General features: G+C 43.6%; 16 protein-coding genes. 11 read left to right on the plus strand and 5 right to left on the minus strand.

The window, feature by feature from the left end:
* Window positions 1–198 (plus strand): IS1 family transposase (locus Xhom_RS06125; RefSeq protein ID WP_244590771.1); only part of this gene is annotated, 198 nt, incomplete at its 5' end.
* A gap of 940 nt (window positions 199–1,138) precedes the next feature.
* On the opposite strand, the gene Xhom_RS06130 is transcribed toward Xhom_RS06125, so the two are convergent.
* Window positions 1,139–2,182 (minus strand): phage integrase, encoded by a 1,044-nt coding sequence (locus Xhom_RS06130; RefSeq protein WP_069317851.1) that lies wholly within the window; start codon window positions 2,180–2,182, stop codon window positions 1,139–1,141.
* Window positions 2,179–2,757, minus strand: a complete 579-nt coding sequence (locus tag Xhom_RS06135; RefSeq protein WP_069317852.1) for a phage repressor protein CI — start codon at window positions 2,755–2,757, stop codon at window positions 2,179–2,181. The genes Xhom_RS06130 and Xhom_RS06135 overlap by 4 nt, the downstream gene beginning before the upstream one ends.
* A 128-nt stretch (window positions 2,758–2,885) precedes the next feature.
* On the opposite strand from Xhom_RS06135, the gene Xhom_RS06140 reads away from it, so the two are divergent.
* The 9 genes from Xhom_RS06140 (at window position 2,886) to Xhom_RS06180 (ending at window position 8,020) form a co-directional block, all read left to right on the plus strand.
* Window positions 2,886–3,149, plus strand: a complete 264-nt coding sequence (locus tag Xhom_RS06140) for a hypothetical protein (RefSeq protein WP_069317853.1) — start codon at window positions 2,886–2,888, stop codon at window positions 3,147–3,149.
* A 30-nt stretch (window positions 3,150–3,179) separates the two neighbouring features.
* Window positions 3,180–3,392, plus strand: coding sequence for a phage regulatory CII family protein (locus Xhom_RS06145; protein WP_069317854.1), 213 nt, complete (start codon window positions 3,180–3,182; stop codon window positions 3,390–3,392).
* On the plus strand, window positions 3,371–3,727 hold the full coding sequence (locus Xhom_RS06150; protein WP_069317855.1) for a hypothetical protein: 357 nt from the start codon (window positions 3,371–3,373) through the stop codon (window positions 3,725–3,727). The genes Xhom_RS06145 and Xhom_RS06150 overlap by 22 nt, the downstream gene beginning before the upstream one ends.
* Before the next feature lie 143 nt (window positions 3,728–3,870).
* Window positions 3,871–4,224: a DUF5347 family protein gene (locus Xhom_RS06155; RefSeq protein WP_069317856.1), complete on the plus strand. Its 354-nt coding sequence runs from the start codon at window positions 3,871–3,873 to the stop codon at window positions 4,222–4,224.
* A gap of 79 nt (window positions 4,225–4,303) precedes the next feature.
* Window positions 4,304–4,555: a DUF2732 family protein gene (locus Xhom_RS06160; protein ID WP_069317857.1), complete on the plus strand. Its 252-nt coding sequence runs from the start codon at window positions 4,304–4,306 to the stop codon at window positions 4,553–4,555.
* Window positions 4,548–4,895 (plus strand): DUF3850 domain-containing protein, encoded by a 348-nt coding sequence (locus Xhom_RS06165; RefSeq protein ID WP_069317858.1) that lies wholly within the window; start codon window positions 4,548–4,550, stop codon window positions 4,893–4,895. The genes Xhom_RS06160 and Xhom_RS06165 overlap by 8 nt, the downstream gene beginning before the upstream one ends.
* A gap of 47 nt (window positions 4,896–4,942) precedes the next feature.
* On the plus strand, window positions 4,943–7,054 hold the full coding sequence (locus tag Xhom_RS06170; RefSeq protein ID WP_232326382.1) for a replication endonuclease: 2,112 nt from the start codon (window positions 4,943–4,945) through the stop codon (window positions 7,052–7,054).
* Entirely contained in the window at window positions 7,051–7,482 is a 432-nt protein-coding gene (locus tag Xhom_RS36390) for a MazG-like family protein (RefSeq protein WP_069317860.1), read from the plus strand. The genes Xhom_RS06170 and Xhom_RS36390 overlap by 4 nt, the downstream gene beginning before the upstream one ends.
* A 322-nt stretch (window positions 7,483–7,804) precedes the next feature.
* On the plus strand, window positions 7,805–8,020 hold the full coding sequence (locus Xhom_RS06180) for a hypothetical protein (RefSeq protein ID WP_069317861.1): 216 nt from the start codon (window positions 7,805–7,807) through the stop codon (window positions 8,018–8,020).
* Here the strand turns inward: Xhom_RS06180 and Xhom_RS06185 are convergent.
* Genes Xhom_RS06185 through Xhom_RS06195 form a run of 3 tightly spaced genes read right to left on the minus strand, consistent with a single transcriptional unit; the run spans window position 7,997 to window position 11,132 of the window.
* Window positions 7,997–8,317 (minus strand): Ogr/Delta-like zinc finger protein, encoded by a 321-nt coding sequence (locus tag Xhom_RS06185; protein WP_069317862.1) that lies wholly within the window; start codon window positions 8,315–8,317, stop codon window positions 7,997–7,999. The two genes, Xhom_RS06180 and Xhom_RS06185, sit on opposite strands and share 24 nt — an antisense overlap.
* On the minus strand, window positions 8,314–9,348 hold the full coding sequence (locus Xhom_RS06190; protein ID WP_069317863.1) for a phage portal protein: 1,035 nt from the start codon (window positions 9,346–9,348) through the stop codon (window positions 8,314–8,316). Before Xhom_RS06190 ends, Xhom_RS06185 begins: the two co-directional genes overlap by 4 nt.
* Window positions 9,348–11,132, minus strand: a complete 1,785-nt coding sequence (locus tag Xhom_RS06195; RefSeq protein WP_069317864.1) for a terminase large subunit domain-containing protein — start codon at window positions 11,130–11,132, stop codon at window positions 9,348–9,350. Before Xhom_RS06195 ends, Xhom_RS06190 begins: the two co-directional genes overlap by 1 nt.
* A gap of 187 nt (window positions 11,133–11,319) precedes the next feature.
* Between Xhom_RS06195 and Xhom_RS06200 the strand changes: the two genes are divergently transcribed.
* On the plus strand, window positions 11,320–12,132 hold the full coding sequence (locus tag Xhom_RS06200; RefSeq protein ID WP_069317865.1) for a GPO family capsid scaffolding protein: 813 nt from the start codon (window positions 11,320–11,322) through the stop codon (window positions 12,130–12,132).
* The last annotated feature ends 28 nt before the right edge of the window (window positions 12,133–12,160 follow it).

Here is a 12,160-nt window from a genome sequence, read left to right on the forward strand (position 1 = left end):
GATTATGTTGTTTATGATAACCTTCCCGAGGAAGATCACCTGACTGGAAAGACGTTTACTCAGCGTATAGAGAGAACGAATTTAACTCAGCGTACTCGAATAAAAAGACTGAATAGAAAAACTATCAGTTATTCAAAATCCGAAGAAATGCACGATAAGGTGATAGGAACTTTTATTGAGCGTGAGTACTATTTTTGATATTCAATCTAACTATTTAATACATGACCAATTATTTGGGTAAAGCTGTTATCACCATAAGTAAAATATAAGGAATTCATCTTAATTTCAGTCTGATTAACTTATTGGATTGTATTAAAATTAAACCATTCTCAATGCCTTAATAAATTCGTAATAATACATGGGTGTTAAACGGAAGAGTTAAATGCCTCTGTTTAATCCACAATTAGGTATTAAAACGCCTTGGCAAAGGGTTGCCAGCCGTTTATGAATGAAAGCAGTTTTTTACCCTTAATAATGAAAGGATTGAAACTGACAGCGGTATGCTTCATATGGGAAAATTAAAGCAATAAAAAATATTTTTACGGGAAAGTTTGCCTGAGTTTATTGGTAAAACGGAATTAACCAATGATATGGGGAAATTCCGCTTTATTGAGACTCAATGAATTTTAGAACTGGGGAAATACCAGATGTCTATCCAAAAATATAAGGCGATAATTAAGTAGTGGCAGCCCGTACAGGGAATATGAACCTCGATATATCCCGCTGTTAATAGACGCGTGGCTGACAGAGCTTTAAAGCGCTTAATGGGATATAACGCAAAAAGTTATTCAGAGTTAGCATTTTTAGAACTCATGGCTTTTTTGTATTTCAAGTGGCGATTAGGGAAGTAGAAAGCTAGGTGTCGTAATGTTCAGGAAATATGATAAATATCACGGAGAGGGATACGACAACGGTTCATTACCGTAGCGGTGTTAATCGGTTATACCTCATCTGCTACCAGGCGGTATCTTATGGGTATCCTAGAAAAAACTAAGGGTTGCACTTTTGATGCAACCCCTTGATAAATTTGGTGGCCCCTGCTGGACTTGAACCAGCGACCAAGCGATTATGAGTACCTATCAAAGCACCCGAAAATCAATGATTTATATTTAAAAACAGTTGGTTAGATTATCAAATATTATCTACGATTATCATTATTACTCATTTCTACCGCCACTCTATCGCCACTCATCGCCAACGGATTTAACTTAACTGCATCTTCTAAATGGTCAGGGGCAAAGTGTGAATATCGCATCGTCATTTTGATATCTGTGTGACCAAGTACCCGCTGTAATACAAGTATGTTTCCACCGTTCATCATAAAGTGACTGGCAAAGGTATGCCTTAGAACGTGAGTTAATTGGCCTGCGGGTAATTCAATACCTGTTCTTTCTAAGGCAGAACGGAATGCGCCGTAACAATCAGTAAAGAGCCTGCCTTTTTTATCGTTTGGAAGAGAATCATAAAGCTCTTTACTGATGGGTATCGTTCGGTTCTTTCGGCCTTTTGTATTCGTATAAGTCACTTTGTATTTTGCTAGCTGGCTTTTACGTAGTCCTTCAGCCTCTGACCATCTCGCACCAGTAGCAAGGCATATTCTGACCACAGTTTCCAAGTCAGTATGATCATGGCGGTTACATTCAGCAAGAAGCTGTGCAATCTGTTCTTGAGTAAGCCATGCCATTTCCACTTCTTCGGTACGGAAAGGGCGCATATTCTTTAGAGGGTTTTCCCCTTTCCACTCACCAAGTCGATTCAGTTCATTAAATACTGCACGGAAATAAGCCAGATCAAGGTTAAGTGTCCGAGGGGAAACTTCTTTAACACGATTAGAACGGGCGTATTCCCCTTTGAGTCTTTTTTCTCTGTACCGAGAAAACATCTGTGCATCAAAATCTCTGGCTAACGGTTCGCCCATGCAATCGAAAGCATGGTGCATTGCCAGTTGACGCTTAAGGCCATCTTTAAGTGTGATGCCATGAGCACTATACCAAGCATCAATCAGTTCTTTTAAAGTGCGCCTGTCTTCTTTTTCTTCCTGCCACGGGTTTTGTACCGTGTACTGTTCGAAAGCTAATGCTTCCCCTTTGGTGGCGAATTTCTTTCTAATGCGTTTGCCTTTTGCCCCATTTGGGTAAAGTTCACAAATCCAGCCACCCTGAGGGTTTTTACGAACAGTCATTGATTAATCTCACTATAAATACCTACAACACGACCTAACGTTTTTATATCATTAATGCTGCATTCAAAAGGTACATTACCACCTGAGATATGCAATCTTTTACCCGGCAATTTGGTTAACTCTCTAATGCTGACTGTATCTTCAATATCAACCAGCCATAATCCATCAGAAAGCGAGGTATCTTGTTCAACAAAGTGGAGTTTGCTATCAGAATATACTCCTATTGGGTTAATAAGAGATTTACTGAAAAACTTACCTGTGATTCCCAAACTGCTTTCATTTATGAGATTTCCATCACTTAATGTGAATAGATTCACTTTTTGTGTTTCTTCGCTCATTTTTTTTTCAAATTGAGGGCCTTTTCCTGTGAGCAACCAAGAAATATTTGCACCAGTCTCAAGTGCGCAGTGCACAACAAAATCATAAGAAATTGAGCCACGACTATACCGATTAGCAAGTGAACTTGACGCAATTTCAAAATGTCTAGCTAATTGAATTTTCTGATTAAAACCATAAACCTCACAAATTCGATCTAATACTTTTTCGTTGTCTAATCCTAGTTCCTCTATTCTCATTTCGCATTAACCTATTTACAAACTCCATTTATGGAGTTAAATTAAGCCTAAACCTAGATATCTAATGATAATCTCTGATAGTCGAAGATCATCAATGATAATTATTGATAAACAAGGAATGATGCAATATGGCTTCTGAAATTACAATTGTGAAAATTCCAAGTGAGATTGTTTCTCCTTATGAATTTTCAGCTTTAGAACGAGTTTCTATCGCTACAGTTCGCCGCTGGACTACTGGTAACAATCCTTGCGTACCAATCGAACCACGAGTCATTAAACCTGGGAACATCCGTGCAAGTGGTATGGTTCGCATCTATTACGCACGCTGGAAAGAAGAACAGTTGCGTAAGTCGTTGGGGCATTCCCGTTTTCAACTCATTATAGGTGATTGATTCATTTTATGTGAATCATGGGAGTGAAACATGTTTGATTACCAAGTATCCAAACAATCTCACGTCGATAATGAGTGTTGTGCGTTCTTTAATACTCATAATGGAAGTTTAGTTCAAATTGTGGAATCCATCGGGTTAATTCCGCAAGTACTGCAAAATAAATTGAACCATGAGCAGCCTCACATGCTGACTTGTGTTGACTTAATGAAGGGGGCGTGTCGATGGCTGGTCGTGAAAAAATAGAATTTAATACAGAGTCTAATCACTTTGAGAGTGATAGCATTTTTGAAAACGAACCTTGCAACGGACTTCTAAAAAAGCTATTGGAGCAATTAAAGAAAAATAATCACCTTGCAAAATTTTATTTTGAAAATGGCGCGAGAGAATTGAATGTAGAAATGATAGCTAAAGGTCACCATTATGAGGCTATTGCCGAAACGTTATACGCTATTATTCGGGCTTTTCCTGTTTCATCCCGTTATCACGATATAATCGATGGGAGTCTTGAGTTTCTCTGTGAATTGCCAGCGCCACCAAACCTATCTTTAATTCTAAAAGAAAATAATAAGTGGGGATAAAATGAACGCGTTAAAGCAACAGCAGCACCAGTACAAACTATCCAGTAAGTCATTCCACACAAAGCAAGGTAACGGATTTGTTTTCCCCATTGTCTTATGTTCCGTTGCTTATTTTATCTTGTTTCTAATTAGGTGAGGTTTTTATGAACACGGAATACCAATTTGAATCAACAGAACAGCGGGCGGTTAAACTTGCCTTTGATGTTCGTGTTAATGGTTTAAATCAACTGGCAAAAATCAGGCAGCAACATTTGAAAGCAGGTAACGAGCAATTAGCTGGCTTTATTGATGAGATGCGAAATAAACGCAGTTCGAATTATGTCGATAATATTCGCGTACTGGCAGCAATATTCTTTATTGCCAATATTAAAAAAGAACGGCATGGGCTGGAATTAGATCAATTTAACATCGAAGAGAGAAACGAGTTAATTAAAGCAATAAATAAAATTAAGGCAGCAGTTCCATTATTACCAAAAGATTTATTACTGCCTAATTAAATAACAATAATTACCGAATTAATTTTAATGACGTCAGCACGTCAGGGAATCCCTTTATCTAAAAATAGGAAATAAAAAAATGAATATACCCGACCCTATCTTTACCCCTGCTGAAATAAACACCGATGACCACGCTGTCATTATCGAACGCTGCATCAAACAAAATCGTGAAGATGAAAGACGTGTCAGGGCAGACGGTCACGCTTCGCGTCTGCGTCACTTCGCCATGATTGCGAAACGTGATCGTTTAGATTGCGATGCGATTGTTAGCCTGCTGGAAAGCGAAGCCAGTGAAATAGAGCGTCAAGTACAGGAATGGAATTATGTTTGATGTTCGCCTGCCAACACAACGAATAAACACAATGGAGATTAATAAAATGACCAAAGGCACAATGAATACAATACATAATTTAAAAATAAGAAGTGTTGATTTTAACGCTATAAATGGCGGTGATAAAAAAGCTGAATTTAGAATCAATGACCATGAATATAAAAAAGGCGATTTTCTTGGGTTACATGAAATTGATGATAACGACAATTTTACTAGTGATTCTATTTTCGTAAAAGTTACTGACGTCACAGTCATTGATAGTGATTTGTATCCGCAGATTGGCGGGGAATTTGTTTTGCTTTCGTTTGAATTATCTTCTATGAGTTATGTGTTTGCATGAGCTTTGTAGAAAAAGCAAAACAATATAGCAGCAAATTTCAGCCAGAGATGCCACAAAGCGCAGCTCTGGCTGCTGGCGTTTCTACGCCGTGGAATAAGCCTGTTCAGCCGATAGCTAGACCGCTTCCGACCTATGCCGAACAATATCAGAGGGAAGAAAAATACAAAGCGATTGAAAAGGAGATTGAGAAAGAGAGCATGGCATTCGCCCGTGTTCTACAGCGATTAAAACAACAGCCGACTGTTGTTCGTCTTGATGTTCAATACAAAGCAAGTGTTTTAGAAAAGGAGCAAGGGACACCACGCGCCGAGGCTTTTTTATCTAAGACATTCGTTGACCGTATCTTGCCCAGAGTGACGTTAGTGACCAACCGTTACCAGATTCAGGAAATTGAAGCGGATAACGCGCTGTATATGAAGCGCTTTAACCGTATCCCTGATATGTCACGGGAAGATATTGAGCTACTGGCAAATGATATTGCACAGTTTGTTTTTCAGAAACTGGAAACAACTGCAAACGAGATGCCAGAAGCTAGCGACCTGAAACGGGTGCATGTTCTCTATATGCGTGCAGCCGTGATTACTAAAGCCTACCGTCAGGATGTACCTTACTGGGATAAGCTGGCCGGACGCTTTTTTGATGAAAAGCAGGCTATTGCGGCTATTTCTCGCATGACCTCAGATAAATGGTGGTTAGGTCGTCTACGCCGTCTGGCGGCAGCATGGCGTGAGCACTTGCAGATCTCAATCAACCGTGTCAGCAAAAAGGCCAGTATCTACGCCAGCAAAACGACTATTTCTGAATGGAAAGAGCAGAAGCAACGCACAAAAGAATTTATCAAGTCTATGGAACTGGAAGATGAGGAAGGCAACCGCGTCAGCCTGATTGATAAATATTATGGCAGTGTGGCCAACCCTGCGATCCGCCGTACTGAAATGATGGTACGCATCCGGGGCTTTGAAAATATCTGTAATGAACTGGGCTATGTTGTCGAGTTCTACACCCTAACCGCTCCTTCTAAATACCACGCCACAACCCGCCACGGACACCGGAACCGCAAGTGGAACGGATGCAGCCCGGCAGATACGCAGCAGTATTTAAGCGGCCTCTGGGCAAAAATCAGGGCCAAACTGCATCGTAATGATCTGCGTATCTTTGGCATCCGCGTCGCTGAACCTCATCACGATGGCACACCGCATTGGCATATGTTGTTTTTTATGCAGCCAGACCAAGCGGAGCAGGTGCGCGATATTATCCGTGACTATGCCTTGCAGGAAGACCGCTACGAGCTGCGGACTGAAAAAGCCCTGAAAGCCCGGTTCCATGCCGAGAAGATTGATCCAGAGAAAGGGTCAGCTACGGGTTATGTGGCGAAGTACATTTCTAAAAACATTGATGGCTACGCGATGGACGATGAGCTGGATGATGAAAGCAATCGCCCGATGAAAGAAGCGGCGGTGGCTGCTAGTGCATGGGCGGGACGTTGGCGTATCCGTCAATTCCAGTTCGTGGGCGGTGCGCCCGTGACCGTTTACCGAGAATTGCGTCGCATGGCAGACCATGATGTTGCGATGGGTTTAAGTGTTGAATTTGCCGCAGTGCATGATGCGGCGGATAACGGTGACTGGGCGAACTATATCAATGCGCAGGGTGGCCCGTTTGTGCGTCGTGACGATTTGGTTGCACGTCTGTGGTATGAGACGCAGCAGGAAACTAACGCCCACGGTGAAGATGTGATCCGTATTAAAGGGGTTTTCTCGCCGTTAATCGGTATGGATACCCCAATCTTAACCCGTCTGAAAACGTGGCAGATTGTGCCGAAGTTAGCCGAAGCGTCAGCGGAGGCGGGTTTTAGCGATGCGCCCGCATCGCCTAGGAGTTCTGTCAATAACTGTACGGGGTTGTCTGATACAGCCAAAAAACCTAGTGAGGGGTTGATTGAAAAAATTATCGATTATGCCGATTCCATCGGGATGGATTTTAGCCGATTTATGGCGCAGTCATTAATTATCGGCGGAAAAATCAGCGTCAATGAACAGCCATTTAAGTTATGGACGAATGGCAGTTTTATTCCTATGGAGTCGGAACGGCAAAAAGAGATGCGCCGCGATGGGTTGCGGGCACGGATTAATCAACTTGGGGAAATGAGGAAGCTATGACTGTGTATAAATATGATCTGGTTTTAGAAAGTGAAGAATTAGTTCAACCATGTGATGAACTGGATTTATTGGTGTATCTGCATCGTGCACGCAGGCCATTACCTTATGAAAAGCATATTGATACAAGTGCCATGACTGATGTTATCTTGGAAATGAATCGACAAGATGAGAAATGGGGCGCAAATCGCAATTTATCCCCGTTTGTCTGGCAGACGATATTGAGTGAGGAGGTTGGCGAGTTCGCTCAGGCTATTTTGCATGATGAGTATGGTGGCAGTCATGCCGGAACGGCGCGGACTGAAATGGTACAGGTAGCAGCGGTAGCGCTGCAAATTATTGAGATGTACGACCGTTTAGAGCAGGAGAAACAAAAAAATACAAGGTGTGATTGTATTGGCAAAAGAGTGCGCAATTTTTTTAAAGCATGAACGATTTGATTTTGTCTGGTTATCTCACTCACGCTGGTACTTACATAAAACCATCCTGTATAGCGTCAGCACAATGCTGGCGTCATCAAAATAGCCTTATTGCTCTAATAAAAATCTAATATTACACATTGATTTAAAAGTAAATTTTCCAATAAAAAAAAGCGATTTGCGCGGTGTTTTTAGTGAAAAATTCTAGAAATATTAGATAGGTCACACAATTAAATATTGCCTAGTGCAATTAATTCAAAGGGTAATTATATTAATTTGTATCTGTTTATATATACAGTGTTATGAGTGTCGTATTTCAAATAGTAGGAATAAAATGTTAAATTCTTTAAACACCTCCATTCTTTTAGAACGTATTGAATTAATTTGCAAAATGGGAGGTTCGGAATATTTAAATGATAATGACAGGCAGATTGCATTGTTTTGGCTTGGCGAGTTGATTAAGCAAGTAAAAAGTGAGCTGGAAACCCAAATAGAAAAGCCACTCAATAGTGGCTCAACACTGAAATTATGCGGCACTGGTCTGCAATAAATCTAAGGCCATTTGACGCTGTTGCGGATTGAGGTTATTAATCACAGTCTGCAACAGAATATCGCCCGTTTTGGCACTGGGGCTGAGTGTGTGTGAAAATGTCAGATTCATGACAAAAGTGTGCCCACATTCCACATCAGAGCATGAACAATAGATATCAGCAATTTGGCGGTGCATCCGGTTGGTTTTGCGAATAACAGATTTAGCGCCGCACTCAGGGCAGATTATTTTTAATACGCGCATGTTCCTCATTCCTAATGTCTCGATTTTCCTCGATTTTACCATTTTCTTGCTCATTCTGCACCCGAACTTCCGTTATCTTGTTGAAAACGGATATGTAATATTTCGGGGAGTTCACGGCTGTTGATGGCATTCATGAACATATTTTGCACGGGGATCACTTCATCCTTGCGATAGGCGTCACGGGCTTTTTCCGGATCACCCAGACCGCCGACATTGGTCGGAATAATGCCCGCCAGTCCTGCCGGGAATCGGTGCGCGGTCAGCACGTCTTGCGAACTGATACTTTTCACATTGGCAAACTCATCATTAGCGGAAATATCGCCGACCGGAATAAATTTAATGCCGTCCGGATCGCCATTAGGAATACTCACAAACATCGTTTCAAAGTTGCCGATACCCTTGCTTTGTTGCAGTTTCCCAATGATTTCGTCTTCGGTTTCGTCCGAGATATTCGGATCATTGGTATAAATAATACCGCCTGTGTGAGCACCGTTATGGTAGTAGCGGCGGCGAAATATCGTGGCTTCCGAGTTGAGCAAAGCGGCATGAATACCGCCGATATAATCCGGCAGGCCATAAACTTGCTGCTGGGGATCATACTGCTTGATAAAAATCACCTCTTCGGGCGAATAGACCAAGGGTTCCCCCTCTTGCAATACGACAAAATCCCCGTCTTTACGGCGGCGCAGGTAGAGTGAGGGCAAGACTTCCAGTCTGACGATATCGCCCCAGAAGTTACGCACTTTCAGGAGGGCCACATCACCGAAAATCAGGAAGTTCATCATAGCTGACTTGAATTGCTCATGCGTCAGTCCGCCACCGAGATAATCCGAGGCAATCATATTGTGCCGGGCATAGAGAACGCCGCCATGCTGCCCGTTCATGTTGGTCAGTTGGGCCAGTGCCAGACGGTCAATCGGCAGGGTGTAGTGATCATAATCATTGTCATACCAGATTTTCTGGTAATCCGTCATGGACGTGAGTATCGGCTCCGGTTTACCCAGCGTAATCAGGCTCATTTTCCGTTGACGGTTGTTATTTGTCTGTGGCGCTTTGGCGGTCTTCCTTAACGTTTTCTTACTCATTATGCGGCCTTTGCAAATGTGTATTTAGAGGTGCGTTTCTTCTCATAGTTGAGAGGTTCATTCATCAGGGCATGGGCAATGGCCCAGAACACGTCAGCGTGTCCGGTTTCCTGCGAACGGTCAGCGACAAAGGTCATGGTACCGCCTTTGGCCGTGGTGGTGTGCCGGATAGCCAGAAACGAGGCCAGAATTTCTTTTTGTTCCCCGTCCCACTCAAGGCGTTCTTCGCTGACCACATCAATCATCTTCATCACCAACTGGTTTTTGCTTTGTTGGCTGTAGTGAATGGCCTGTGTTTGCCGTGGGGCGAAGTCCTGCACCATTTCATAAACCCCGTGCCCAATCCCCGTGGTATCAATGCCGATATGGGTAAAGCGGTAACGCTTGAACAGCTCTTCAATCAGTTTGGCCTGATGTTTCCAGTTCATGCCCTGCCAGTAGAATGTGGCTAGCACCCGAAAGGCTTCCCCCGCCATCAGCGGTGGAGCCACAATCACAAAAGTGGAGGTATCCCCGGAGCGAGCCGGGTCGAAACCGCCCCAGACTTCCCGCTCACCAAACGGGCGCGAGGCGTCAGGGTTGTGATCTTCCCACAGATTGATATCCACGCCGCATTTATCAACCTGACTGTAGGTAAATACTGATGCACCGCTGTCGACAAACACACACATAAACAACATGTTAAATGAGTCTTTATTGTACTTATTGCGCAGTCGGTCGATACTGGCGAGGTTAAAGCCGCCCTTGATGGCGTCTTCCAAGGTAATAACGTAACGCCACTGACCATCAGGGCAATCGCGCCCGCCATCGCGGTATTCATCAAAAGCAGGAAAAGCCACATTCTTACGTTTAGCATCATTGCCGCGCCATTCGTCTCCTGTCCAGAACGGATAGGCAGGGTGGGTTTTCGCACTGGGGGTTGAAAAATAGGTTGTGCGAAAATGATCTTGTGTTGCCATTGCTGAAGCCACTTCATTGAATCGTTTAAAATCGGGTATCCAGAAGTATTCATCGCAATAGAGATGGCCGTTGTAAGATTGTGCCGTGTTCTTATTAGTCGAAAGAAAACGCAATTCAGCGCCATTACTCAGGCGGATATGTTCACCCGTTAACGTTATTCCGAAAAGCTGTTCGGCAAAGTTCACAATATAAGAGCGGAACACTTGTGCCTGTGGTTTGGAGGCGGATAAGAAAACTTGCCTGTTACCGTTTAACACCGCATCTTCAAAGGCTTCAAACGCAAAATACCATGTTGCCCCGATTTGGCGGGATTTTAAAATATTGCGCACACTCTTGTGCTTGTTAGCGCGTAAATGCTTTTGATAACCAAATAAATTATCATCAACAAAGATCTGGAAATCTTCTTCTGTCAGCGCCGAAATATCATTTTTACGATAGCGTTTCTTTTTCTTCGGCTCACCGTCTCCGGTAGCCACATCATCACCCTCATTGCCTGATTGTGCCCGTGTTTTAATGTCAGCCAGCTTTTCCTTGTGCTTATTCTCCTGCGCCATCAGTTTCACATGATGGGCAATCAGGCGGTCGAGTTCGTCCAGCTCTACCGCAGTTTTATCGTTGCGTTCACTGAGCAAGGCAATACGGCGATTGACTGCATCAACTACACTTTCATGGCTGAGCATATCCGCCCAGTGCCATTTTTCCGCCCAGTAGTACACGATCCGTCGATTGGGCAAATTGAGTTCACTGGCGATTTCAGCCGGAGTACAGCGGCGCAGGTACAGCGACTTCGCTACTTGTATTAATTCATCAGAATATTTCGCCATGCTTCCTTTTCCTTACTATCCTTTATTCCTCAGGCCCTCATTATGCAGGGCGAATTTTCTTCTTACGCCCGGTCAACTTCGGTTGAATTCGGTTATGCGTCATATCCGAATTCAACCGCATTGAACCCCTCGCCGCCGCCGATTGGATCCGCAATACTGTGTTGGAAGCAAAGATAAGGAATGCGATATGTCTCAGTTAATGACGAACTGGATATGTATTGCCATGGAGGGCGACACCGTTGATGGCCGGGTGATGGAGCCGCAATGGATCATGGATGCAGCGGAACTTTATAACCCTCAACTGTATACCGCTCTTATCTGGCCGGAACATGAGCGCTGGACGGGAACGATGGGGGAAGTGCTCGCGGTTAAAGCCGAACCCGGTGAGGATGGGGCTTTGCGTCTCTATGCGCAATTGCGACCCAATCACCGCTTGTTAGAGGCCAACCGGGACGGGCAACTGTTGTTTACCTCCGTGGAGTTTACGCCGAACGGTAATTTTCGCGGCACAGGCAAATCATATCTGGAAGGGCTGGCAGTCACCAGTTCACCAGCCAGTGTGGGCACAACGCGCCTACAGTTTAATAAACGGAAAAAACATCGTCGATTCGGGGCCTATAAGCCACTGGTGATTGATGAAGTGAAATACATTAAGGATAGCGATATGGCTAAAGCAAAAAATAAAACATGGAAAAGTTATTTTGGCATTGAAGAGCCGGAAGAAACCCCGCCAGAAGCAGCAAATGATGATGCGTTACAGGCACTGGCTCAGGCCGTGGCGGATTTAGAAACACGTTTGGCGGCACTGGAAACCGCGCAGGAATCGACCGAGGAAGATCTTGAAACCGTTAAAGAGGTGGTTGATACCGAAGAATTTGCGCGTTTGCGTGACAACTTGCCGAATATCGTAAAAAACTTTAAAAAACTGGATGGCCTTGCAACCCCATTGCCTTCGCGTAATCCGAAAGGCAACAAGAACAAGAACTTTAATTATCTGTGATCCCCTAATGGGAAAAGGCAAAGGGAAG

Source organism: Xenorhabdus hominickii (assembly GCF_002632725.1).
Taxonomy (GTDB): domain Bacteria; phylum Pseudomonadota; class Gammaproteobacteria; order Enterobacterales; family Enterobacteriaceae; genus Xenorhabdus; species Xenorhabdus hominickii.